The organism is Streptomyces sp. NPDC048297 (genome assembly GCF_043201585.1).
In the GTDB taxonomy this organism is placed as follows: domain Bacteria; phylum Actinomycetota; class Actinomycetes; order Streptomycetales; family Streptomycetaceae; genus Streptomyces.
The window spans coordinates 1-22,913 of the sequence record NZ_JBICZA010000026.1 but is presented as its reverse complement, the minus strand read 5'-3'; the positions used below and the strand labels follow the sequence as shown (position 1 = coordinate 22,913).

Annotated in this window: 21 protein-coding genes; 15 read left to right on the top strand and 6 right to left on the bottom strand. The window is 70.5% G+C overall.

Annotated features, from left to right (window positions below):
- Positions 1-264: 264 nt before the first annotated feature.
- The 3 genes from ACGFYV_RS25840 to ACGFYV_RS25830 all read right to left on the bottom strand — a co-directional run bounded on the left by ACGFYV_RS25840 (position 265) and on the right by ACGFYV_RS25830 (position 3,786).
- On the bottom strand, positions 265-1,005 hold the full coding sequence (locus tag ACGFYV_RS25840) for a hypothetical protein (RefSeq protein ID WP_393880838.1): 741 nt from the start codon (positions 1,003-1,005) through the stop codon (positions 265-267).
- A gap of 113 nt (positions 1,006-1,118) precedes the next feature.
- Positions 1,119-1,877 carry an Abi family protein gene (locus tag ACGFYV_RS25835; RefSeq protein ID WP_393880837.1) on the bottom strand — a complete coding sequence of 253 codons (759 nt, stop codon included), beginning with the start codon at positions 1,875-1,877 and terminating at the stop codon, positions 1,119-1,121.
- A 163-nt stretch (positions 1,878-2,040) separates the two neighbouring features.
- Positions 2,041-3,786, bottom strand: coding sequence for a hypothetical protein (locus ACGFYV_RS25830; protein ID WP_393880836.1), 1,746 nt, complete (start codon positions 3,784-3,786; stop codon positions 2,041-2,043).
- 267 nt (positions 3,787-4,053) lie between these two features.
- Here ACGFYV_RS25830 and ACGFYV_RS25825 point away from each other — a divergent pair, with 267 nt between their 5' ends.
- From ACGFYV_RS25825 to ACGFYV_RS25815, 3 genes are all read left to right on the top strand, one after another.
- On the top strand, positions 4,054-5,187 hold the full coding sequence (locus tag ACGFYV_RS25825) for a hypothetical protein (protein WP_393880835.1): 1,134 nt from the start codon (positions 4,054-4,056) through the stop codon (positions 5,185-5,187).
- Positions 5,188-5,430: 243 nt separating this feature from the next.
- A complete protein-coding gene (locus tag ACGFYV_RS25820) occupies positions 5,431-6,939 on the top strand; it encodes a hypothetical protein (RefSeq protein ID WP_393880834.1) in 1,509 nt (502 codons plus the stop codon).
- Positions 6,940-6,948: 9 nt separating this feature from the next.
- Positions 6,949-7,410, top strand: coding sequence for a DUF6166 domain-containing protein (locus tag ACGFYV_RS25815; protein WP_393880833.1), 462 nt, complete (start codon positions 6,949-6,951; stop codon positions 7,408-7,410).
- 232 nt (positions 7,411-7,642) lie between these two features.
- Here ACGFYV_RS25815 and ACGFYV_RS25810 read toward each other — a convergent pair whose 3' ends face one another.
- Positions 7,643-9,172 (bottom strand): hypothetical protein, encoded by a 1,530-nt coding sequence (locus ACGFYV_RS25810; RefSeq protein ID WP_393880832.1) that lies wholly within the window; start codon positions 9,170-9,172, stop codon positions 7,643-7,645.
- Positions 9,173-9,631: 459 nt separating this feature from the next.
- Here ACGFYV_RS25810 and ACGFYV_RS25805 point away from each other — a divergent pair, with 459 nt between their 5' ends.
- A complete protein-coding gene (locus tag ACGFYV_RS25805) occupies positions 9,632-9,796 on the top strand; it encodes a hypothetical protein (protein ID WP_393880831.1) in 165 nt (54 codons plus the stop codon).
- A gap of 45 nt (positions 9,797-9,841) precedes the next feature.
- Here ACGFYV_RS25805 and ACGFYV_RS25800 read toward each other — a convergent pair whose 3' ends face one another.
- Entirely contained in the window at positions 9,842-10,768 is a 927-nt protein-coding gene (locus tag ACGFYV_RS25800; RefSeq protein WP_393880830.1) for a hypothetical protein, read from the bottom strand.
- 494 nt (positions 10,769-11,262) lie between these two features.
- Here ACGFYV_RS25800 and ACGFYV_RS25795 point away from each other — a divergent pair, with 494 nt between their 5' ends.
- From ACGFYV_RS25795 to ACGFYV_RS25745, 11 genes are all read left to right on the top strand, one after another.
- Positions 11,263-11,520, top strand: a complete 258-nt coding sequence (locus ACGFYV_RS25795) for a hypothetical protein (protein WP_393880829.1) — start codon at positions 11,263-11,265, stop codon at positions 11,518-11,520.
- An 8-nt stretch (positions 11,521-11,528) separates the two neighbouring features.
- A complete protein-coding gene (locus ACGFYV_RS25790) occupies positions 11,529-11,897 on the top strand; it encodes a hypothetical protein (protein ID WP_393880929.1) in 369 nt (122 codons plus the stop codon).
- Between the two features lie 78 nt (positions 11,898-11,975).
- The gene (locus ACGFYV_RS25785; RefSeq protein ID WP_393880828.1) at positions 11,976-12,221 is read left to right on the top strand and encodes a hypothetical protein; all 246 of its coding nucleotides are present in this window, start codon (positions 11,976-11,978) and stop codon (positions 12,219-12,221) included.
- 1,341 nt (positions 12,222-13,562) lie between these two features.
- Entirely contained in the window at positions 13,563-13,796 is a 234-nt protein-coding gene (locus ACGFYV_RS25780) for a chaplin (protein WP_393880928.1), read from the top strand.
- A 227-nt stretch (positions 13,797-14,023) separates the two neighbouring features.
- Positions 14,024-15,649: a sulfite oxidase gene (locus ACGFYV_RS25775; RefSeq protein ID WP_393880827.1), complete on the top strand. Its 1,626-nt coding sequence runs from the start codon at positions 14,024-14,026 to the stop codon at positions 15,647-15,649.
- Positions 15,650-15,752: 103 nt separating this feature from the next.
- Entirely contained in the window at positions 15,753-16,415 is a 663-nt protein-coding gene (locus ACGFYV_RS25770; protein ID WP_393880826.1) for a fasciclin domain-containing protein, read from the top strand.
- Positions 16,416-16,613: 198 nt separating this feature from the next.
- Positions 16,614-17,870, top strand: coding sequence for an NAD(P)/FAD-dependent oxidoreductase (locus tag ACGFYV_RS25765; protein ID WP_393880825.1), 1,257 nt, complete (start codon positions 16,614-16,616; stop codon positions 17,868-17,870).
- Positions 17,864-18,628 carry a DUF1365 domain-containing protein gene (locus ACGFYV_RS25760; RefSeq protein ID WP_393880824.1) on the top strand — a complete coding sequence of 255 codons (765 nt, stop codon included), beginning with the start codon at positions 17,864-17,866 and terminating at the stop codon, positions 18,626-18,628. Before ACGFYV_RS25765 ends, ACGFYV_RS25760 begins: the two co-directional genes overlap by 7 nt.
- Positions 18,625-19,908: a class I SAM-dependent methyltransferase gene (locus tag ACGFYV_RS25755; protein ID WP_393880823.1), complete on the top strand. Its 1,284-nt coding sequence runs from the start codon at positions 18,625-18,627 to the stop codon at positions 19,906-19,908. Before ACGFYV_RS25760 ends, ACGFYV_RS25755 begins: the two co-directional genes overlap by 4 nt.
- Complete coding sequence (locus ACGFYV_RS25750; protein ID WP_393880822.1) at positions 19,905-21,221, top strand: class I SAM-dependent methyltransferase; 1,317 nt, start codon at positions 19,905-19,907, stop codon at positions 21,219-21,221. The genes ACGFYV_RS25755 and ACGFYV_RS25750 overlap by 4 nt, the downstream gene beginning before the upstream one ends.
- A complete protein-coding gene (locus ACGFYV_RS25745; RefSeq protein WP_393880821.1) occupies positions 21,218-22,027 on the top strand; it encodes a DUF1295 domain-containing protein in 810 nt (269 codons plus the stop codon). The genes ACGFYV_RS25750 and ACGFYV_RS25745 overlap by 4 nt, the downstream gene beginning before the upstream one ends.
- 47 nt (positions 22,028-22,074) lie before the next feature.
- On the opposite strand, the gene ACGFYV_RS25740 is transcribed toward ACGFYV_RS25745, so the two are convergent.
- Positions 22,075-22,824 carry an anti-sigma factor domain-containing protein gene (locus ACGFYV_RS25740; RefSeq protein ID WP_393880820.1) on the bottom strand — a complete coding sequence of 250 codons (750 nt, stop codon included), beginning with the start codon at positions 22,822-22,824 and terminating at the stop codon, positions 22,075-22,077.
- Positions 22,825-22,913: the final 89 nt, after the last annotated feature.

The following is a 22,913-nucleotide window of genomic DNA, read 5'->3' as shown; positions in this document are numbered from 1 at the left end:
GCGGCGTTCAGACGGACCGTCCAACGGCGCCCCGGCACCCGCTCGTCCAGCTCGCTCACCGCGGCCTGCGTCATCCCGGTCTGCCTCCCGTGCCGTGTCTGCGATGCCTGGCGCCGCTTCCGCTGTGCCGGGCGTGCGGGGCGGCGAGGCCACCGTATGCGGCGCAAGGGGCGAAGGCTGGTGAACGCGCCCCGTCTACCGGCATGCAACACCGTCGCATGCGTTGCCCAGCCGGCATCTCCCCCCGGGGCTGCGCGTGTTCGTTCAGTGCGGGGTGTGACAGTTCGGGTCGGTGCAGCTGCCGGCCAGCGCCAGCGTGCGGTCCTGCGGGGGCGCGTCCAGCCACTCCGCACGCATGGCCTGGAGCCGGTCGATGTCCGAGGCGAGTTCTGGCACCCTCTCCCGCAGCACGTCGGCCCATTGCTGGGTGAGCGCCCGCCCGTTGACGTACAGCTCCCCGTCCCGGCCTCCGACGGCGAACAACACGCTGCCCCTCTGAGCGGGGATCACCATCGCGCCCACCGGCTCGGCGACCTTGCCCTGGCGCACCAGCACCGCGGTGGCGGCCTGAGCTTCGGCCAGGGCTTCCTCGTCCACCGACGGCATCGGGTCGGGGTCGGCGGGCGGCACCAAGGGCGTCACGCCGTCCTGGGGCGCACCGTCCAGACCGCGGCCAGCAAGCTGGTTGTTCTCGTAGAAGGTGACCATCCCCGCCAGCAGCGGCATGTCCTCCCGCAGCCGTTCGGCCACCGACGGCGTGAGCCGTTCGCCGTTGGCCAGCACCTGCCCGCTCCTGCCGACGGCGACGGAGAGCACCTTGCCGTCCGGGGTGAAGTGGTACTTCACATCCGTGCCGCTGGCCATCAACCCGGTGTCGACCGCCCGGTCCCACAGCCGCATGACCCGCTCGACTTCCGCCTGCGGGAACGGCGGCGCCGCCTGTGGCTGGATGCCAGGCTGGCGGCGCGCGTCACGCGCCGCGCGCTTCTTCTTGATCCGCCCCATCGGCGGTCTCCCTTGCTCGTCGGCCGGCCCCCGCCGGTCAACGAGCACCCCGTCGCTGCGGACACGACCGCGCCACTCGTCCGGCTCCGCTCGTGCGCTGAGCCGGACGCGGGTCACGGCCGGGTGTGCAGCAGGTCAGGTACACGGCTGGTCTGACCCAGCCAGGCAGCGACGTCCTGGTCGATGTACTCGGCGAGGCGCAGGACCTCGGTGTAGGCCTCGCGCAGGGTGAGCCGGCGGGTTCGGCCGCGGCGGTCACTCTGGCCGGGGAGGGGGACTCCGTCGATCAGTGGCTCATGATGGGCGGCCCGGTTGCGCAGGGAACGGACGTGGCTGGCGGTGGTGAACACCGTGGTCCGCTTGCCGCCGCTGTTCGGGAACGCCTTGTGCAGGGCCTTGCGCCACAGGGTGGAGTCGTAGTCGACGTTCTTGCGGTACGGCCCGTCGCCGCGGGTGCCGCCCTTGTCGAGCAGGTTCACCCAGCAGCCGAAGGTCGACTCCGCCACGATCTTCCCGGCCGGGACCGCCTGGAGCGTCTTCTGCGCCGGCTTCCCGGTCGCCGGGTCGGTGGGCATGGTGATGTTGCGCCACGTCGTCTTGAAGCCGCTCATGGTCCGGTCGTCGAACAGGTCGGTGCGCGCGTACCAGGTGGCACCGTAGGCGGCGGCGAGCTGCTCCGCCATGGCGTTGCGCAGGATGACCTCGGCAAGGGCGATCACCTCACCGAACGCGGCCGACAGGCGCACGTTCCACAGGTACAGCTCCATCGCTGCCGCCGGCGTAGCCGTGGCGGCGAGGAACTGAGCCAGGCGGGGCCGGGAAATCAGCGGCTCCAGGAGCTTGAGCTGCTCCGCCGTCGGTTGTATCTGCACCCCCTGATGTATCATGGTCGACAGATTCCCCGGTTCAGCCTCTGGCTTACGTCACGCGACCGGGGTCAGACTTTTGAAGGCCCTCACCAGCTGGTGAGGGCCTTCAGCTTGCGTCCACCACCGACTCCGAGGCCGCCCGTTTCAGTGACCTCCGGCCCGACTGTCAGGATGTCTGCGCCGCTGCGGGCGTCGGGTCCAGGGAGTCGAGGAGCTGGCCGAAGGTGATCTTCTCGTCGTCGTAGTCGAAGGTCATGGCGGCGGCGAGCGCCTCCCACCGTTGCGTGCTGCGCCCGCAGCGGTCCAGCAGGATCTTCAGGGCGACTTCGGGCTCGTGGCGGGCGAGGACCTCGTCGGCGGGGATCTGGCGCAGGTGCTCCAGGGTGCGGTAGCGGGACTTCACGACGGCACGGTAGACCTCGGAGCGGGAGAGGATCTCCCCGGTGGCGGGGGAGTCGAGCCAGGACTGCAGGACGGCCGCGGGGTCGGGGTGCTTGCCGAGTTCCTCGTCGTCCACCAGCCGCACCACACCGTCGTCCTCGTCTTCGGGCACCGGGACGGCGGCCGCCGCGGCCAGGAACCAGTCGGGGCCGCTGGCCTTCTCTACGATCCAGGCCAGTTCGGCGGGGTGCAGCCCGCCCAGGACGTCCGCGACGGCGGTGCGCGGGGTGCGCGGGTTGGCGGCGAGGACGGTCAGGGCCTGGACCCGGCGGTGCTCGGAGTGGCGTTCCAGGAGCCGGGCCGGGCGGTCGTGGTCCGGGTCAACGTTGTCGAGGACGCGGATCAGGGTCCGGCTCGGCTTGGGGGAGACGACGGCCGGCTGATCGAGCCGGGCGAGCTGGGCGCAGGCCCCGGCGAGGTGGTCGGGGTTGGCGCTGAGGAGGGCCAGGTCCTCGGCGAGGCGCAGGACACGGCCGTCGAACTCGTAGTCGTTCTCCTGCTTGTCGGACCAGGTGAGCAGCTGGCCGCGGGTGACGAGAGCGTCGGCGGCCGCGTGCAGCTGGTCGGCGGCGACGTTGGCGAGGCGCGGGTTGCCGCGGACGCGGTGGGCGATGTGGTGCAGGGTCCGGCGGGCGGTCACCTGCGGGTTGGGCAGGTCAGCCAGTTCGGGCAGGCACAAGGCCGGAAGGCAGGCGAGCAGCAATTCCTCGCTGAGAGCGGGAGCCGGGTCGGCGGGGAGTTCCTCGCCGTCGGGGTCGGCGGCGCGGAGGCGGGCGTCCTCGAGGGCCTGCGTCTCGGCCTGGTCCAGCAGCAGGTGCTGGACAGCCGCCCCGAGTACGGGGTGCGCGGTGAGCTGGGGCCACCGCTGGGGGCAGCGGGCCAGCATCGCCCAGCCGTCGCGGCCGCTCAGCTCCAGCGACCAGTCCTTCGAGTGCGCGGACACGGCCTCCCAGCCCTCTTCGGGCTCCGGGTGGAGCAGGTACGCGGCGAGCGGGGTGAGGCAGGCTTCCAGGACGGCGTCGAACAGCTTCTGCGGCACGGGCGGGACCGGAGCGGCGGCCTTGGTGCGGGTGTAGCGGTCGGGGTCCCAGTCCCGGACGACCTGCTCCACCTCATGCTGGGGGAGGCGGGGCAGGAGCGCGATGGCCGCCTCGACCTGATCGGGGTGCCGTGCCAGTGCGGAGACCAGCCCGGACCAGGCCCGGCGGTGGCGCAGGATGGCGGGCACGTCTGCGGCGGTCACGGGGCCGTCGGCCGCCAGGGCGGCCAGCGTCTTCTCGTCGGCGTGCACCAGGAGCCGGCCGCGCAGCCGCTTGGCACGGGGCCGGGCCAGCAACGCGGGCAGCGCGTCCTTGAGGGCTTCCTCCCGCCACCGGTCGGCCTGGACGTCGAAGCCGTCCGGCGTCGTCGCTGGAGTGCACAGGGCCTCGATCACCGTCTTGAGGGCTTCCTGGGGGAGGTCATCGCTCATCGCGAGCTCCCGCCACAGCGGGTACGTACGGGCGTTGACCATCCCCGGCTCCCCTCCCACACCTGACCCGGCGTCACTGCCTGGTCGCCATCCGTAGAAACGACCGTACGGCGCACCCGACCTGAGCGGGGCGCGATCCATGAAGTCGTCCCGCTGTGCGCACGGGACCCGGCCGCCGCGCGGTGTCGTCCGCCGACGGATAACGTGACGAACCATCTGCCACAGCGTTTACCGGTCGATACACCAGCGATCTCGACACAGGCGGGCATGATGGGGAAGAGAGCTCAGCAGAAGCGGGCTGCCAAGCACGCGAAGCAGGCCAAGCAGCGCAAGGCCGCGGCGTCACGGTCAGCCGCCACGTTCGCGGCCGTGGCCGCGAACCTGCCGCAGCTGACGTCGATGGACGACATCCTCTTCGGGCCCATGGCCACACCGTGGGGCGACTTCACCGAGACCCACGCGACGGTCGACGACGCCATCGCGGCGGCGGAAAAGGCCGGCGGGGTTCTGTCGTGCTTCTCTTTCGACGACTCCGGCGAGTACGAGCGCAGCCTGCGTCAGGATGCGGACGGCTGGCTCTATGAGGTGGCGCTCTACCTGCGGGGGAACCTACGGGAGTTGGTGATGACGAGCTGGCTGGACGCCGACGACCAGGACCAGGCCGCGGAGAGGCTGCGCTGTGCCCTGGCAGCGTACGTGCCCGACGGCCTGCGCCACCCCGGGATCGAGGCCGTGCAGCGGCCGTCGACCACTAGCGTGCCGCGCATCGGCTGGGCGCAGAGCGTGCCGGTGGCCGGGCTGAGGACCTGGGAGGACGTGCGCCTGGCGGAGAAAGAGATGGCGCTGTTCGCTCTGGCGCCGCTCGCCGACACACCCGGCAAGACCTGTGAGCCCTTGCCCGAGGAGACCTTCGCCCTGTTCCGCGCGCATGGCTTGTCCGCCCGTGCCTGCGCCGGCTGCGGAGCGCCGGTGACCGATCGGCATCCGCACTGGCAGGGCGTCCTGGTCAGCGTGGAGAACGAGTTCGGGCCGGTGTGCGACCGCTCCCGCCTGGGCGAGGAGTCCCTGCAGCGGGTCGGCCACGTCCTCGATGCCGCTCAGGCCCGCCCGGCCTGGAAGCTCACCGGCAAGGAGCAGAAGGTCCAGTGCCAGAACTGCGACGTGCACGTCACCGAGCAGCACCCCGACTGGCCCGGGGTGTGGACCGAGGCTGGCGGATACTGCCGCCCGACCTGCGCCGTGCCCGGCTCCGGGGCCGATGACGCCACCGAGTACGACCTGGTCGACTGCGTCTACCCGCACATCCCGGTCGGCGTTGACAGCCCGGCCGCCGCCGCCATCACCGCTGCCAAGAAGACCGGCTACTTCTTCCAGCCACGCCTGCCGAGCTGGGCGCAGTAGCCTGGGTGAGGACGTCGGCGGCCGTGGGCTGCCGGAAGACGTGAGGCCAGGCGGCCCGGGGCATTACCGGGAGTCTGGCCTCGCGCACGTCGCCCTCCCTGCCCTGCCGTGCAACAGCGCCTTCTCGGCCAATGCGTGTTTGGAACCGGGCACAGCAACAGGCTTTCCATGCGGCGACCTGCTGGTTTGTCCGATGCTCTGGCCTGGGGCCGCACCGGCCCCGGGACGGTGAGGAGCAGCGGTATGGGCGTGAGCCACACCTATCTGACCAGGGCGGAAGCACAGCACCTGCTGGGCGTGACGACGTTCGGGATGTGGCGGCTGACGCGGAAATACGACAAGTTCCCCAAGCCGGACGAGAGGCCGTACAGCCCGTTCAACCGGAACCGCCAGGAGCCCGAGGAGGCGTGGGATGCCACCGAGGTCTACTCCTGGGCGGCCCAGACGGCGGAGTTCGTCCACCGCGGCGCGGTCCTGCTGCGCCCCGCGCCCGAGAACCCGGCTCCGGCCCGCTGGCTCGGATACCGGGACACCCTGCGAGGGCCGGCCCTGGACTGGCACACCGACATCGGCGTGATCCGCCTCGTGCATTGCGACGACTCCAAGGCCGCGACCGACGTCGCTTCCGCCATCGCCAGCAGCGGCAACAAGGACGGCGTCACCACCGTGTGCGCGCTGTACGGGGACATGGGCTTCGGCGGGCCGGCGCTGGTGGCCGCCGATACCGCGCACCCGGGCATCGAATACGAAACCGGATGGGACGACGTCGCCGCCTACACCGGCCAGGCGATGCCCTGGTGGCCTGACCTGCTGCGCCTTTCGCATCTGATCCGGGAATGGAAGCCCGGCGCCCAGGCGGCGGTGGTCGAAGTCCCGGCGAACGACAACGAGAGGATCCTGCGCCGGGCCGCGGCCAACGAAGTCTTCGACCTCACCTCGCGGGTGGCCGCGACGGACATGGCCAACAGCATCCGCAACAACCGGATCGACAACACGAACCACGAGATCGAGATCTTCTGCAAGGAGGGGTACGGCGACACACCGAACCAGGTCGTCCCCGGCGCGGTGCCCGACACCAGCCACCACCCCCTACCCTGCGACCAAGACCGCGAGGCCCTCCAGACCGGCTGGCTGGGACTCGCCCTGCACACCCACCCCGACGCCGTCGCCGCGCTCGAGGTCGCCGTCGGCCGCGAGCCGGACCTGCTGCCCTTCGGGGCCGTCACCGAGATCCCCGTCCAGCAGGGCACCATCAGCGACCGGTGGACCCACCGGCTGACGATGTGCGACCCGACCGCCGCCCACGCCGTCCTCGCCCAGGACACCAAGCCGGAGGCGTTCTTCATCGACCCGCTCACCGACATGCCCGTCCTGCGCACGCCCGACGACGGCGGCAAGCAGGTGTGGCGGTTCTACGCACCGCTGTCCCTCCCGGCCGGCGGCGCGGAACTCGCCTCGGTCGTCCTGCACCACACCCTGTGGGTGCTCACCAGCGACGGCCATGTCCACCCCGCGCCGTGCACGCCGGCCGAGCACCTGTGGTGGGGAGACGGGTGGGGCGACCGTCCCAGCGAAGCCGCAGCCGTCGTCCACCAGCTCCTGGACGACCTCGGCGCCACCGTCGACCTGCACAAGCACTGGGACGCCCCCAAGGGCCTGACCGCCCTGTTCAACGAGGAGCACAAGAAGGGCGCCGAACTCACCCGTGCCGCCCTGCTCCACGCCCGCATGACCCCGCCCCGTACCCGTTGAGAGGACACCATGACGGAGCAGGACCGCATCTACCACAGTGTGCAGCCGGTCGGGGATGACGACTGGCGGTGCCGGATCCTGGTGGAGAAGAGGAAGCTGGGGCCCACCGAGCGGCAGGTCGACGACCTCGTCCTGTACGAGCTCACTCCGAAGGACGCTGAGGCCCTGGGCGGGTTCAACTGGGGATACAGCGGGTCCGGACCCGGCAGGGCCGCCAACGCGATCCTCGCCGACGCCTTGGGCCTGGGCGATCCCTGGGTCTGCGGGTTCGAAGGAGGGCCGATCGACCCGGTCCTCCAGGCGCTGGGCGTCGACTTCGCCGCCGATGTGCTGGTCCAGTGCTGCTCGGAGTGGCGGCTCAGCCGCGCCGGCGTCCTGCGCTGGTGCCGCGGCTGGTACGCACAGCAGGGTGTCACCGATCTCCCCGCCGCCCTGGTCGACCTTCCCGACTTGACCAGCAGCCGCCTATGACGACTGGCTGCACCTATGAGCCTCACACGGCATTCCCGCAGGTGGAAGCGCTGTGCCGCGCCCCTGTGAGCTGGGAGCGGAGGTAGGTACACTAGGCGGCGAAGACCCTGGAATCGTCCCTGGTAGCCCTCCAACGAGGGCAGGCCATACCCCCAGGGTTCAGACCTTGCGACGAAGGCCGCCCGGACGACCCGGGCGGCCTTCGTGCTGCATCTCTGGGCCGGTGGTGCCGCTATGGGGTGCGGTAGCGGTCGTGGAGGATCTTGACGGTATCGGTCCAGGCGCTGTCGGCCTGCGGGGGCAGGTGGTGGCCGACGTGGTCGGCCAGATGCCGGTAGACCGGGTGCATGGTTCCGGCTTCCGTGGTGATCAGGGCCGTGAGCAGGGCCGGACGCTGGGGTTTGGCACTGCGGGGGCGCGCGGTGGGCCTGACCCGGCGCAGCACCTGCACCTGATCGGATTCCGTCAGCTCGCCCAGGCCCTTGACCTGGGCGCACAGGTCGGTGAGGGGGACGGTCTTGCCCAGCCGGGCTGCGTGCTCCAGAACGTCGCGTACGGCGTCGGCGAGTCTGGCTCCGTTGAAGCGCTCCGGGCGGGAGACCGGGATGCGCGGCGAGCGGCCACGCGGGCGCTGAGGGGCGCGCGGCGCAGGTGCGGGCTCCGGATCGTTCTGCCACTCCTCCACCTGGGAGCGTTGTTCGTCGGTGAGCCAGGCCGAAGCCTGCTCCGCGGCCTGTGCGAGCTGGTTGCGCTGGCGGAGCGTGACCCCCATGCCGTGCGTCTTGTGCTGTGCGAGAACACTCAGCAGCCGCTCGACCTTCTGCAGGGCCTTGCGCTCCTGGAAGGTCGGTTCCCGCGGCGTCGGCACGCCGACGCCGCGTTCCAGTCTCAGCAGCGCGTCGGTAGCTGCCCTGATCAGGTGGTTCTCTTCGGCGGTGGCTCCGCCGTGCGTCGCCTCCTCCGCCCGGTTCAGCCAGCGGCGGATCTCCGTGCGGCTACGCCCGTCACTGACCGCCTGCTCGAGGGCCGCCATGACGGCGTCACGGTCCTGCGACGGGATGCCGTGCGTCTCGTCGCTGACGACCCGCGCGGCCAGCCGGCTCTGTGGCGGCGGGGCCTTGGGCGCCCATACGCCGATGGGCCGCCGCGTGCTGCGCAGCCGGCGAATTTCTTCGACCGCGGGGGTGGTGAGCCCCGAGTCGGTGAGCTCCACCTCGTCCAGGTCGAACCAGTCGGTGGTCCCGCCGTGGCGTTCGGTGCCGACCTGGATTCGGCGGCGGGTGCCGTCGGGGACGAGCTGGATGCGGTTGACGTAGCCCTGCCGCAGCAGCACGTCCGGGTCCGGCGTCATCTCCGGGCCGAGCATCAGCCGGGCGGGGTCCTCTTCACCCGATGTGGAAGAGCCGGGTGACTCGGAGAGCAGCACGCGAAGGGTGTCGTGTCCGGCGGGAGTGAAGAGCACGTCCCGGCCGATCGAGCCGTCCGCGTCGCGCGGGATGGTGGCGGTGGCAGTGATGTCCTGGCCCGCCAGCCAGTCCAGCAGTCCGTGCTTGATGTACAGGTGGTCCGCGCTGGAAACGCCGGACGCTTTGCGGGCGCAGGTGGAGGTGTGCTCGGGATCCGGCCCGTGAGCGAAGTGGCAGGCGCGGTCGGTGTACAGCTTGGTGAAGAGCTGGTGGCCGCAGCCGCCCAGCCACGTTCCGCACCAGTAGGTCTGGCCGGCGTGGTGGGCCCGGAAGTCGTCGAGCTCTATCGCTTCCATCGGAAGGACCACAGGGAGCTCGGAATCGGCATGGCCGATCACGGCAGTCTGCACTCGGCGTTTGTCCAGGGCCATGCAACCTCCAGCCGTACTGGAGACGGGATCCGCCTCCGGTCGGCACCCGGCCACACTGCCGGGCGCCCAACTGATCAACAGTACCCCTTGGTACTGACAACGCCGGAGCCGCTGAGGCATGGCCGCTGCACGCCCTGTCCACGGACGCGCGCGCCATTCGGCCAGGACCGATGGCTTTGGGCCCCAGGCGTCAACCGCAGGTGCTGCTAGGCCACCCGTTGCGGTGATCTCCGGCCCGATGACCCGTCGCGGGGTGTACCGGCGCCAAGACTCACGATCGTGGCCGACCCGAACGCCCCTGATCTTGCTGCCGAGGACTCCCCAGACGGGGCGGGCCGGACGACTGCCGGCACCGGCAGAGTCCGGTTTTCGCTCGTACGGTGGGTGCTCGCCCCACGTACGACGTGGCAGGCACGGCGCCTGGCCGCCGACTTCGGCGAGGGGATGGACGCGGAGACCGCCTGGGTGATGGCCCGCCTCGCCCGTCATCCCGACGAGCACGGATACGCGATGGCCCACTTGGACGACGAACGCCGCACTGCGAACTGAGGACGTTGCGGCTGTCGTGAGCTCCGGCAGGCCGTCCCGACTGGGTCAGACGAAGGCCTCTCGGTTCAGTTCCGCGATCCTCTCGCGGCGCCGGTCATCGAGGGTCCGGCCCCATTTGGCATTGGAGTAGTACACGGATCGTCCGGTGGTGGGCTCGCGGAAGTCGATGGTGCATCCGACGTCTGCGTGGGTGTGATCGCACAGGCAGGTGCATCGTTTGTGCTCGACTCCCCAGCCGAGTCCGGTGGGGCCGTTGCCCAAGAGCCGGATGAGGTCGGGGCACCGCGGGCCGTCGGTGGTCTCCAGCCGTACGTCGCCGCCTACAGCGTGCCAGGCATCGGTGCCGTTGACCGGGCCTGGCCCGGCGGTTGTCCGGATGCGGCGTAGCAGAGGCGAGTAGATCGAGGGCGGTTCGCAGGGCGAGGCGGCAGCTGCGGCGTAGGCGGCGCGTTCCTCAGGTGTCCAGTTCGACTTGGGTTGCAGCAAGGCGTAGTCGGGGGCAAGGCGGTCGACGACGCGATCCCACCAGCGGGGATTGAAGCCGGTGAGCAGGATGCTGGCCGGCATGCCGGGGCGGTACAGGCAGATGCCGCCCCTCTCTCTGCGGTAGCGGAGGCCGGGCACGCCGATGATCCGGTCCTGGGGGCTCGAGAACTCGTCATAGTCGTTCAACCGGGGGAGGAGGAACTCGGCCCAGTAGTAGATCACGTATGGCTCGTTGGCGAGCCGGAGGGCGAGCTGGTCCTCATCTGGCCGGACTTGGACGATGCCCAGGGGGTGCTCGCAGACACCACCGATCTTGCAGCAGGAGAGGAAGACCGCGGTCTCCAGCAATGCCTGTTCCGGGCGGCGAGCTGCGGGAACGGAGAGCGGTTGCCCGTCGTCCTCAAGGAGTGCGCACAGGGCCTGGTGGGATTCACCAGTGCAGCGGCGGCGGTCTTCGGTGAGAGCCAAGGCGGCCTGAGGAGACATGGCTGCATTTCCGCGCCGGACCGGCCCCCGGCGGTGAGCGCTTTGTTGAGGCGGAGCTGACGGTGTCGTGCGCGGGTGATGCTTCTGGCCGGTCCTCGGCGGCGGAGTTGCGGGGGCGTCTCCCATCGCGCGGCCGGGCGTTCACGCTGCCCGCGTTGATGACATCCGGCGCGCGGCTGAGTATCAAGGAGGCGCACCGGTTGGCGCTTCGACCGGGTAAAGCAGTCAACGCCGTAACCGTCTGTCCGGTCCCGCCCCGGGGACGCGGACAGGCGTCGGCCCTCCCGCGGGGAGGCCGGGAGGGACGGCGCGGCCGCCCAAGGCAACCTGGGCGAGTTGGAGCGGCGGCCCGGATCAGGGAGATCACCGCTGGTGGCAGCATGATTGGTTCCAGCCACACAACAGGCTCATGACTGAATTGAACGCACGACGTACGGGTACGGGTACGGGTACGGGTACGGGTACGTACACTGCTGTGTGGAGGGAGCCCGATGATGCCTGACGCCAATATCCGCATTCCCGAGGAAGCCCGCGACCGGCTCGCCGCCATAGCGGCCGCGGAGGGCATGTCGCTGCGCGCCTACCTGGCCCGCCTCGCCGAAACCCTCCTCACCCCGGACGAGCGTGCCGCGCGGGCCGAGCAGGCCCGAGCCGCGCTGAAGCAGTGGAACGGCTACGCGCCCACCCCCGCTGAGGAACAGGACCTCGACAGCGAGCTGGACCACCGCCTCGCTCAGGCGGCCGCCCGGTGAGTAACGCCATGCACATCGTCCTGGACGACACCGCGATGGCCGCAGCCGGCCAGGGCAACGTTCTCGCCTCCCGCCTCATCCACCGCGCCCACGCCCAGGCCGGCTGGTACCTGTACGCCCCCACGTGCGCGCTCGTCGAAGCCGACCGGGCCCGGCCGGGCACGGCAGAACACCTTGCCGCGCTGCCGGGCATCACCGTGCTCGACCTGGACCTCCCGGCCACCTTGTCCGTGGCCCGACACGACACCTGGGCGGCGGCACACTGCCAGTACGCGGCCCAGCCGACACCGGACCGCCCAGACGGGGCGATCATCGCCACCACCGCCCCCGACCGGTGGATCGGCGAGCCGGTCCGCATCCTCGACCTGACACCCTGACACTCACGCCGAATCAACTGCGGGGCGCCAAGTGGGCTCGGCGGGGTCGGACGGCCGAGCGCTCTACGCTTGCCGCCCATGACCAGCAAAAATCCCCGACGCGGGGGCAGCAAGGGGCAGCAGCACCGGGCGACTCCGGACGAGACAGGCGGGATTTTCGCGGCGGTCATCGAAGGCCAGGCGGCGCTGCGGTGTGAGGTCCGTGATGGGTTTTCCAAGGTCAGCGACCGCTTCGATGCCCTGGAAGAGAAGATGGACCGGAACCAGGCGCAGACCGTCGAGCTGCTGACAGTGCTGGTGGGCAAGAACCCGAACCCAAGCTGATCATCCTGGTTGTGATCGTTTCTGCCGTAGCGAGTGCCAGGCGAAGGCCCGGATCCGCAGGGATCCGGGCCTTCGCTGTCTCGAGAGTGGGAGAGCGCTGAAGGCGGCGGCGGTCACCGGGACGGGCCGTTCCGGTGACCGCCGGTCGCGCAGGGGCTGGGCACACCCGGCGCTGGATTCATCAGGCGACTGGGAGCCGTCCGCTGAATCCGATCATTCTAGTGAGGCGGTTCAGCCCTCCGTACGCCGAAGGCAGCGCCTACACGGCGGTGCCCGCTGGTGCTCTGTTCGCAGTGCGCCGGCAGCGGATCGATGTCGCGCGGGCCCCGGCCAGGTCGGCGAGGGTGAAGTCGGCCTTGAGCCTGGCAGGGGCCCGACAAGGCAGCCGGCTCGGAGACCAGAGCGGGGCACCGAGCGCATCTACCCATGCGAACGTTTCCAGTGCCGGACTGATCGGGCAAGTGGCATCCGGTGACGGCCAGATGAGTCGGGCGCGACGGCCCCAGCGTGGTCGTTCCAAATTTTTGGAACGCCGTCCGGGGCCGTCCGCGCCTCATGATGTGTGAGGACTGTAGGGCGGCACCGCCCCGGTGATCTGCTGTAGCTCGCCGAGTGCGCGGTAGGTGTCGTTCAGGGGGTCATCTTGGTTCCAGCCGCGGTGGCGGTAGCGCACGTGGGCCAGAACGAGCTCGTCGAGGGGCATGGCGGAGGCCGCTGCGCGGAGTATGGGGCGCATCCTCAGTGCCGTCAGGTGCCAGGGCTGGGACGTCTGGTAGCCCTCTGCTCGTCCTCCGTGCAGGGTAGTGATTGCCGCACGCGGCTGCTGCGGGCAGTGCCGCAGCCACAACGCCGACGTTGCCGACTTGCCGCCCTGTTCTCGCACAACCGACACGATGCCTTCCTTCCGGGGAACGACTGTCGCAGTGACATCTCACGCAGAGAATCCGCAGCTGTCGGCTCAAAGGCTTGGTGGGCGCCGGTATCTGTCGGGACTGGGCCGTGGGGGCAACCCGATGCCGCGGCCGGATGAGAGCCGAGCACGGGGGGTGGCCGTCCCTGCGCTGGGCCCGGGCCGTGCAGGCCCCGCGGGTGTCCTCGGCAGGCGCGTGACTGCGGACACGGGGCGGGATCAGGGGCTTGCAGGCGGTGAACCTCGGGTTTGACGGCTGGCTATGGCTGCTGTGTAGCGCGATCGGGTGATCCGGGGCTTTTTGAGCAGTCTGCGCGCGGGGTGGTAGCGGATTACGGGTGCATGGCCGCGGCATGCGGCTGGCCGGCGGCGACTGCCGCCGCAGCGAGGAGGAAAGGCACGTGAACATGATGTTTCTGCGGTCTCGGGTGATGCGGGGTGCGGGTCTGGTGGCGGCTGCGGGCGCGGTGGTGCTCGGTGGCGCGGCGGCTGCTTCGGCAGACAGCGGCGCGCAGGGGGCTGCGATCGGCTCGCCCGGTGTTCTGTCGGGCAACGTGATCCAGGTCCCGGTCGACATCCCGGTCAACGCCTGCGGCAACACCGCCGACGTGATCGGCTTGCTGAACCCGGCCTTTGGCAACGCCTGCGTCAACACCGGCATGTGACGCACTGGCGCCACCGCGGCAGAGCTGTCGAAGGGTGCTCGGGCTCCTGCCCGGGCACCCTTTGAAAGGCTGTTGTTCCTGTTCCCCGGTGCGGCAGGGACGGCGATGTCCGTCGGTGTTCAACTGCGTAATCCGTTGCGGAATGTACGGCGGATTGGTCCGAGATCTTTTTTCACCTGATCAGGTCTGGGACCAATCCGCCCGGCGGGCAGAACCGGATTCCCTGCGTGAGGGACGAAGAGAAGGATCAGCGAGTACGGCCGCCTTGGTCGCGTCTGGCGCTGGGTGCGCTGAGCGGGGCGCTGGCCGGCTTCGCAGCGCTGGCGGTGGCCGAACTGGTGGCTGCGGCGGTGCGTCCGCAGTCCAGTCCGGTCGTCGCGGTGGGCGGCGCGTCCATCGACGCGACGCCCGCTGCGGTCAAGGACTGGGCGATCCGTCACTTCGGCACCAACGACAAGCTCGTACTGCAGCTCGGGATCCTGGCCGTGCTGGCCGTGCTGGCCCTGGTACTGGGTGCGCTAACGGTGCGGTTTCGGCGGGTCGGAGCCGCCGGGGTCCTTCTCTTCGGAGTCATCGGGGCGGCGGCCGCCATCAGCCGGCCCGACTCCACCAGCTTCACCGACGCGCTGCCCTCAGTGGTGGGGGCCGTTGCAGGGGCTGTGTTTCTGTACGTTCTGGTGGGCCGCCTCACCGCGCCTGCCCGGTCGACGGCGGGAGAGTCCGGCTCTGTGAGCGAGGAAGCGGCAGCTCCTGCCTCCGCAGGCTGGGACCGGCGGGGATTCGTCCTTGCGGCCGCCTCTGCCGCAGCGGCCTCGGCCGTGGTGGGTACGGTCGGCCGGTCGCTGAATGCCTCTCGCGGCAAGGACGCCGTCGCCTCACGTAACAAGGTTGTGCTGCCGAATCCCGGGTCGCCTGCGCACCCGGTACCGAAGAGGGCCGGGCTGCGGATCGACGGGATCAGCCCGTTCGTCACTCCGAACGATGACTTCTATCGGGTGGATACCGCGTTGGTAGTGCCCAAGGTGGACGCCACTGCCTGGCGGCTGCGGATTCACGGCAAGGGAGTGCGCCGCCCGGCCATCTACTCCTTCGACGACCTGCTGCACCGTGAGCTGATCGAGCGGGACATCACCCTCACGTGCGTGTCGAACGAGGTTGGCGGATCGTATGTTGGCAATGCCCGCTGGACCGGCGTGCGGCTGGCCGATCTGCTTGCCGAGTGCGGGGTGAAGCCTCCGTCCCGGGGCGGCCGGGCGGATCAGCTGGTGTCCCGCTCGGTGGATGGAATGACGATCGGCAGCCCGGTCGAGGACGTCATGGATGGCCGCGATGCGATGCTGGCGCTCGGCATGAATGGCGAGCCGCTGCCTTTCGAGCATGGCTTCCCGGTCCGGATGGTCGTCCCCGGTCTGTACGGGTTCGTGTCGGCCTGCAAGTGGATCGAGGACATCGAACTCACCACCTTCGATTCCTACGACCCCTACTGGGTCAAGCGCGGCTGGGCCCGCAAAGCACCGATCAAGACCGAGTCGCGGATCGACACTCCCAAGCCGTTCGCCCGGCCCAAGGCCGGCACGGTGATGGTCGCCGGCGTCGCCTGGGCTCAGCATCGAGGCATCGACAAGGTCGAGGTCCGTATCGATGACGGGCCTTGGCAGGAGGCCCACTTGGCGGCCGAGGACACCCGGGACACCTGGCGCCAGTGGTCGCTTCCCTGGCGGGCCACCAAGGGCGGCCACACCCTCACCGTCCGCGCCACCGACCGCGCGGGAACTGTGCAGACGGACCGACGCACCCGCACCATCCCGGACGGCGCCAGCGGATGGCATTCGGTGGTCGTCACCGTCGAGTGACCACCCGACCGCACTCCATGGCCCCCGTGCCACCCCCTCAGACCGCTCTTCCCATAACCCCAAAACGCAGCTCAGCGCTGCACCGTTCAAGTAGGAGAACATGATGAACACCCGTATCCGTCGTACCACCGGTCTTCTCGCCGCGGCCGCCGTGCTGCCCCTGGCTCTGACCGCCTGCTCGGGCGGCAGCAGTGACTCGGGCAAGTCCGACTCCTCCAACAAGGCGTCGGCTCCGGCCACCAAGGGCAGCGACGACATGGGCGGCTCGACGTCGTCCGCGAGCAGCACGGACCAGCCCTTCGGCCCCGCCTGTTCGGCGGTGCCGAACAACGGTGCCGGCTCCTTCGACGGCATGGCCAAGGACCCGGTGGCCACCGCCGCCTCCAACAACCCGGCCCTGTCCACGCTGGTCTCGGCGGTGAAGAAGGCCGGGCTGGTCGACACCCTCAACAACGCCCAGAACATCACCGTGTTCGCGCCGACGAACGACGCCTTCAAGAAGATCCCGAAGGCGACCCTGGACAAGGTCCTGAACGACAAGGCGATGCTGACGAAGATCCTCACCTACCACGTCGTCGGCCAGAAGCTCACGCCGAAGGATCTGGAGAACGGCTCCTTCGACACGCTGGAGAAGTCGAAGGTGATGACCTCCGGCTCGGGCGAGTCCTACAAGGTCAACGACTCCGCGAACGTGGTCTGCGGCAACGTCAAGACCGCCAACGCCAACGTCTACATCATCGACAACGTCCTGATGCCCAAGATGTGACACCCCGCAGCGCCCGCCGGCCCTCGTCGCGGGGTCCTGCGGCCGCTGTCTCGTGGGCCGGTCCGCGTCTGCTCAGTCGCGGACCGGCCCACCGCCGCGTTGATCACACATTAGGGGAGGGAGAGAACAGTCATGCAGAAGCCGCCCAGTGCGATACAGGCGGGGGAAGAACCGGATCGGGGCAAAGGTCGTGAGGCGATGCCCCGTACGGCAGTCATCGGCAGCGGAGTGGCAGGACTGACCGCCGCACACATCCTGGCCCGCGCCCATCACGTCACCCTCTACGAGGCCGACGACCGGCTGGGCGGCCACGCGCACACCCACAGCCTGACCGCGCCCGACGGGCGCACGCACCGCGTCGACTCCGGCTTCATCGTCCACAACCGCCGCACCTATCCGAACCTGCTGCGTCTCTTCCGTGAACTCGGCGTCGCCACGCAGGAGTCGGAGATGAGCATGTCCGTCCGGTGTGAGGGGTGCGGCCTGGAGTACGCCGGCGCCCGTGGCTTTCGCGGACTGCTCGCCCAGCCGCGCAACACCCTGCGCGTGCCGTACCTGCGCATGCTGGCCGAGGTGCCGCGCTTCCACCGGGCCGCCCGCCGCCTCCTCGCCACGGGCGCCGACGACACGCTGGCGCTTGGCGCTTTCCTGGACCGGGCCGGGTTCTCGCCCTACTTCCGGGCGCATTTCATGACGCCGGTGGTGTCGGCGGTGTGGTCCTGTGATGCGGAGACGGCCCTCAAATATCCGGCGGCCTACCTGTTCCGGTTTCTCGCCCACCACGGCATGCTCTCGGTGAGCGGGGCACCGGTGTGGCGGACCGTGACCGGCGGGGCAGGGACGTACGTCGAACGGATCGCGGCCCGCCTGCACGAGGTACGCGCCGGCACTCCCGTACGGTCCGTGCTCCGGCACGCGGACGGCGCGGACGTGACCGCGGCCGACGGGACCACCGCCTCCTACGACCACGTCGTTGTCGCCGCACACCCCGATCAGGCGCTGCGCCTGCTCGCCGACGCGACCCCGGCCGAGAAGGGGGTCCTCGGCGCCTTCCACTACTCTCGCAACGTCACCCTGCTGCACACCGACGCCTCCCTGCTCCCGCGGGCTAGCGGGGCCCGCGCGTCCTGGAACTACCTGATGCCCGCCTGCCGGGCAGGCGCGGACCGGGTACGGGTGAGCTACGGCATGAACCGGCTGCAACGACTCGACACCGAGCAGACGTACGTCGTCACCCTCGGCGGCCAGGACCGCGTCGACCCCGCCCAGGTGCTCGCCCGCATGACCTACGAACACCCCGTCTACACGCCTGAGTCCGTTGCCGCGCAGCGGCGGCTGCCGGAACTGACCACGGCCGTCACCGCGTTTGCGGGTGCCTATCACGGCTGGGGGTTCCACGAGGACGGCTGCCGCTCGGGCGTCGAGGCCGCCGCCGCCCTGGGGGTGCGGTGGTGACCGCCCTGTCCGCCCTGCGGCCGGCCCGGCCGGAGCCGCCGGCTCTCTACCCGTGCACGATCACCCATGTGCGCCGGGCACCCCAGCGGTACGCGCTGCGGCACCGCACCTACATGTGGCTGGTCGACCTCGACGACCTGCCCATGCTGCCGCGTCCGCTCCGGCCGCTCGCCTGCTTTAGCGCCCGCGACCACTTCACCGGGCGTGCCGCGTCGATCCGGGCCGCGCTCGACGGCTTCCTGGACGAGCATGGTATCGACCTGCACGCCGGCCGGGTGCTGATGCTCGCGCAGGCCCGGATTCTCGGGTATGTCTTCAACCCACTGACTTTGTACTGGTGTTACGGCGCCGACGGCAGCCTGCGCTGTGTAGTGGCCGAAGTCCACAACACCTACGGCGAGCGCCACGCCTACCTGCTGCACACCGACGCAGCCGGCACCGCCACGGTTGCCAAGGACTTCTACGTGTCGCCGTTCAACCCGGTGGACGGCCGCTACGAAATGCGGCTTCCGCCGCCCGGTCAGCGCCTGCGTCTGTCCGTCCGCCTGCAGAGGCCCGGCAGCCCGCCCTTCACCGCATCGATCCACGGCGAGCGCCGCGACGTGACCGCGACCGCATTGCTGCGTCTGGCCCTGCGCCATCCCTGGTCGACCCTGATGGTGCCGGCCGCCATCCGCTTCCACGGTATCCGCCTGTTTCTGCGGGGCCTGCCGGTGCAGCCGCGCCCGGGCCGCCGCGCCCCGGAGAGTACGTCATGACCCAAGTCGATCCCCGCCCCGCCGCCCGTCACCACGCCGGCGCCCGAACCCTGCCCGTCGACGCCGAGCGCTGGCCCGATGTGGCCGCCGTCCCCAGGGCGTCCTGGCCGGTGCGGGCCGTCACCGAGGCCGTACTGGAACGTGCCCTTCGGCGACGGCCCCTGCGCGTCCGGTTCGCCGACGGCGCCCCCCTCGGCCTAGGCGGACCACTGATAGAGGTGCGCGACCCGAAGGCGTTCCACGCCCGTATCGGCACCCGCGGGCTCATCGGGTTCGGTGAGTCGTACATGGCCGGCGAGTGGGACGCCCCCGATCTGGTCGGCGCGCTCACCGTGCTAGCCGCCCACGCGGCCGACCTGATTCCGCCCCGGCTGCAGCGGCTGCGCGGTGCGTGGGCGCAGCGACAGCCCGACGCGCAGCGCAACACGCCTGACGGGTCGCGCAGCAACATCAGCCGCCACTACGACCTGTCCAACGACCTGTTCGCGCTGTTCCTCGACGAGACCCTCACCTACTCCTCGGCCGTCTTTCGCAGTTTCCCCGCCGACTGGTCGCTGCTGGCCGCCGCCCAGCACCGCAAGATCGACCGCCTGCTAGACCTGGCCGGTGTCGGCGCAGGCACCCGGCTGCTGGAGATCGGCACGGGCTGGGGCGAGCTCGCTCTGCGGGCCGCCGCCCGCGGCGCCTACGTCACCTCGCTCACCCTGTCTCGAGAGCAGCGTGAACTGGCCCTGAAACGCGTAGGCGACGCTGGGCACGCCGACCGTATGACGATCGAACTGTGCGACTACCGCGAAGCCCGCGGCACCTACGACGCGGTGGTCAGCGTGGAGATGATCGAGGCCGTCGGCGTCGAGTTCTGGCCCATGTACTTCCACACCCTCGACGAGCGCCTGGCCCCGGGCGGCCGGGTGGCGCTGCAGGCCATCACCATGCCGCACGAGCGGATGCTGGCCGCCCGGGACACTTATACGTGGATCCAGAAGTACATCTTCCCCGGGGGCCTGATCCCCTCCACGACGGCCATCGAGCAAGCCGTCCGCGACCACACGGGTCTGGCGGTGGCCGCCCGGGACGGTTTCGGCGCGCACTACGCCGAAACGCTGCGGCTGTGGCGGGAGCGGTTCACCGACCAAGCCGACCAGGTCGCTGCCCTCGGCTTTGACGAGACCTTCCGCCGTCTGTGGACCTTCTACCTGGCCTACTCCGAGGCCGGATTCCGCTCCGGATACCTCGACGTCCAGCAGTACCTGTTCACCAAGGAGAACCCGGCGCGATGACGACTACCCGCACCCCCGCCCGTACCGGCGCTGCGCAACGGCTCGCCGTCCTTGCCGAGGACGCACTCGGCGGCCCGCTGCCGGTGTGTCTGCGCACCTGGGACGGCAGCGAGACCGGCCCCGCCAGCGCCCCCGTCGTCGTCCTGCACTCCCGGCGCGCACTGCGCCGCCTGCTCTGGCAGCCCGGCGAACTCGGCCTCGCCCAAGCGTACGTCACCGGCGAGATCGACGTGGAGGGCGATCTGGCCCAGGGACTGCGCGCCATGTGGACCGCCGTTCGGGAGCGGGGCCTGCACGCCCCGAGGCTTTCCCCGGCCGACTGGACCCGCGTGATCGCCGAGGCGGTGCGGCTCGGCGCCGTCGGCCCGCGCCCGCCCGCGCCCGCCACCCAGACACGGCTGCGCGGCGGCCTGCACAGCAAGGCCCGCGACCGGGCCGCGATCAGCCACCACTACGACCTGTCCAACGACTTCTACCGTCTGCTGCTCGACGAGACGATGGCCTACTCCTGCGGCTACTGGACCAGCGAGGAGCCCGAGGCCGCCCCGGCCGACGCGCAGCGCGCCAAGCTGGAGCTGATCTGCCGCAAGCTCGGCCTGGTCCCCGGTGCCCGCCTCCTCGACATCGGCTGCGGCTGGGGCTCACTGACCTTGTATGCCGCGCAGGAGCACAAGGCGCAGGTCACCGCTGTCACCCTGGCCGGGGAGCAGGCCGCGTACGTGCAAGAGCAGGTGCGCGAGCGGGGGCTGGGGGACCGGGTGGAGGTGGTGTGCCAGGACTACCGGGACATCACGGGCTCCGCCTACGACGCCGTGGCCACCATCGAGATGGGCGAGCACGTCGGAGACGAGGAATACCCCGCTTTCGCCGCCGCCCTGCACCGGCTGGTCCGCCCACGCGGGCGGGTGCTGGTGCAGCAGATGTCCCGCGGTGCGACCGCACCGGGCGGGGGTGCGTTCATCGAGGCGTACATCGCCCCGGATATGCACATGCGGCCGATGGGCGAGACCGTCGGGCTGCTGGAGGCGGCCGGGCTGGAGGTCCGGTCGGTGGAGTCGCTGCGCGAGCACTATGTGCGCACCATCAACGCCTGGCACCGCACGCTGGAGGAACGCTGGAGCGACTTCGTGGGCCTGGTCGGCGAGGAGACGGCCCGGGTGTGGCGGCTGTACCTGGTCGGTGGGGCCCTGGCCTTCGAGGAGCGGCGCATGGGGGTGGACCAGTTCCTCGCCGTACGCCCGACGGCCACCGGTGACAGCGGCCTGACAGGAGCCGAGGCAGCCGAATGGTCTCGGCACATGGAAGACCGGTGAACGCGTTCGACTGGGGTCCGTTCGCTGCCAACCTCGGATGGGCGGCCGCAACGGCCCTGGCGATCATGCTCGGCACATTCGCCATCGCTTTCAACCTAGACATGCACCGCATCGTTGACGTTGCCTGGGGGCTGGCTTTTGCCGCCGTGGCCGTGGTGACCTTCAGACTCTCCTGGGGCCAGGGCGATCCGGCCCGGCGCGTGCTGGTGACGGTCCTGACCGTCGTGTGGGGGTTGCGACTCGCGGTCCACATCGCGCGCCGGGGCAGCGGCCACGGCGAGGATCCGCGGTACGAGGCGATGCTGGCCCGCGCGCGGGGAAACCTGGACCTGTACGCCCTGCGGATGATCTACCTGCTGCAAGGGGCCCTGGTGTGGCTGGTGTCCCTGCCGGTGCAGGCCGCCCAGTACGCGCCCCGGCCGCTGTCCGCCCTGGCCTGGGCCGGCACGGCCGTCTGGGCCGTCGGACTGTTCTTCGAGGCCGTCGGCGACGCCCAGCTGGCTCGTTTCAAGGCGGACCCGGCCAACCGGGGCCGCATCATGGACCAGGGACTGTGGCGGCTCACCCGGCACCCCAACTACTTCGGGGATTTCTGCGTCTGGTGGGGGCTGTTCCTCGTCGCCTGCGACGGCGGATGGCAGGCAGCAGCCGTGTCCGTCGTCTCGCCCCTTGTGATGAGCGTGGTGCTGATCAACGGAAGCGGGAAACGGCTGCTGGAGAGGCACATGGCCGGCCGTGCCGGGTGGGACTCGTACGTGGCACGCACCAGCGCCTTCTTCCCCCGGCCACCGCACCGGCACCTATGAACGACTGGGGGAGTCCGCCCACGGGCGGACTCCCCCAGTCACCTGCACTACGTCGGTACGCCGAGCAGGGCGACCGGTGTCGAGGTCGGCTGCTTCGATCCACCGGCCGGCTCCACCGTGATACCGACGCCGGAGGCACCGCCGACCGCACCCTGCATCAGCACGGCCTGGTTGCTGCGGTCGGGGTCCATCAGGCCGGCGGAGCGCATCTTCCCGCCGTCGGCGAACCACAACTGGTACACCTTGCCGCGCGGCGGTGCCGCCATCTTGGACGCCACGAACACGGCCCGGTCCCGGCTGGCGGAGACCACCAGGCTCCCCGCGCCGCCCGCCACCTTCGCCGAACGCGACTTGGCATCGGGTGCGGCCAGCACACCGGCCAGGTCCTCGACGTGCCGCTGAGCCTGTGCGGCCTGGTTCTGCGCGTCCTGGGCACGTTCGTACTGCCATACCGCCGTTCCGCCGAAGGCGGCCGCGGCGGCCACACTGGCGGCCAGCGCCCACTGGGCCAGGCCCCGGCCGCGCCACACGCCACGGCGCACCCGCTCCAGGGGCACGGCACCGGGAGGCACCTGCCGCACGGTGGTGATGCGCTGCAGGACCTGCTCCCGCATGACGGGGCGCGCGCGCACCGTGGAGGCCAGGGCCAGACGTCCGGTGGTCGCCGTGAACTCCGCGACCTCCTGTTCACAGGCGTCGCACGCGGCCAGGTGACGCTCGAAGGCGGCACGCTCCTCATCGTGCAGCGCGTGCAGCGCATAGGCACCTGTCAGACCGTGCAGATCGGTCGTGGTCACTGGTGGACCCTTTCTGTTGCGGGCACCAGTGAGGTGCTCGTGGTTAGATGCCGGTGAGAGCCGGGGTGACGGCCCGTGGTGGTCGCCCT

Bases quoted from the DNA above. Each gene is read 5' to 3' on its own strand.
- ACGFYV_RS25770 (WP_393880826.1), top strand. From the start codon at position 15,753: ATGAACACCCGTATCCGTCGTACCACCGGTCTTCTCGCCGCGGCCGCC.
- ACGFYV_RS25825 (WP_393880835.1), top strand. From the start codon at position 4,054: ATGATGGGGAAGAGAGCTCAGCAGAAGCGGGCTGCCAAGCACGCGAAG.
- ACGFYV_RS25840 (WP_393880838.1), bottom strand. From the start codon at position 1,005: ATGGGGCGGATCAAGAAGAAGCGCGCGGCGCGTGACGCGCGCCGCCAG.
- ACGFYV_RS25790 (WP_393880929.1), top strand. From the start codon at position 11,529: ATGCACATCGTCCTGGACGACACCGCGATGGCCGCAGCCGGCCAGGGC.
- ACGFYV_RS25780 (WP_393880928.1), top strand. From the start codon at position 13,563: ATGCGGGGTGCGGGTCTGGTGGCGGCTGCGGGCGCGGTGGTGCTCGGT.
- ACGFYV_RS25765 (WP_393880825.1), top strand. From the start codon at position 16,614: ATGCCCCGTACGGCAGTCATCGGCAGCGGAGTGGCAGGACTGACCGCC.
- ACGFYV_RS25785 (WP_393880828.1), top strand. From the start codon at position 11,976: ATGACCAGCAAAAATCCCCGACGCGGGGGCAGCAAGGGGCAGCAGCAC.
- ACGFYV_RS25750 (WP_393880822.1), top strand. From the start codon at position 19,905: ATGACGACTACCCGCACCCCCGCCCGTACCGGCGCTGCGCAACGGCTC.
- ACGFYV_RS25810 (WP_393880832.1), bottom strand. From the start codon at position 9,172: ATGGAAGCGATAGAGCTCGACGACTTCCGGGCCCACCACGCCGGCCAG.
- ACGFYV_RS25815 (WP_393880833.1), top strand. From the start codon at position 6,949: ATGACGGAGCAGGACCGCATCTACCACAGTGTGCAGCCGGTCGGGGAT.
- ACGFYV_RS25795 (WP_393880829.1), top strand. From the start codon at position 11,263: ATGCCTGACGCCAATATCCGCATTCCCGAGGAAGCCCGCGACCGGCTC.
- ACGFYV_RS25800 (WP_393880830.1), bottom strand. From the start codon at position 10,768: ATGTCTCCTCAGGCCGCCTTGGCTCTCACCGAAGACCGCCGCCGCTGC.
- ACGFYV_RS25755 (WP_393880823.1), top strand. From the start codon at position 18,625: ATGACCCAAGTCGATCCCCGCCCCGCCGCCCGTCACCACGCCGGCGCC.
- ACGFYV_RS25830 (WP_393880836.1), bottom strand. From the start codon at position 3,786: ATGAGCGATGACCTCCCCCAGGAAGCCCTCAAGACGGTGATCGAGGCC.
- ACGFYV_RS25820 (WP_393880834.1), top strand. From the start codon at position 5,431: ATGGGCGTGAGCCACACCTATCTGACCAGGGCGGAAGCACAGCACCTG.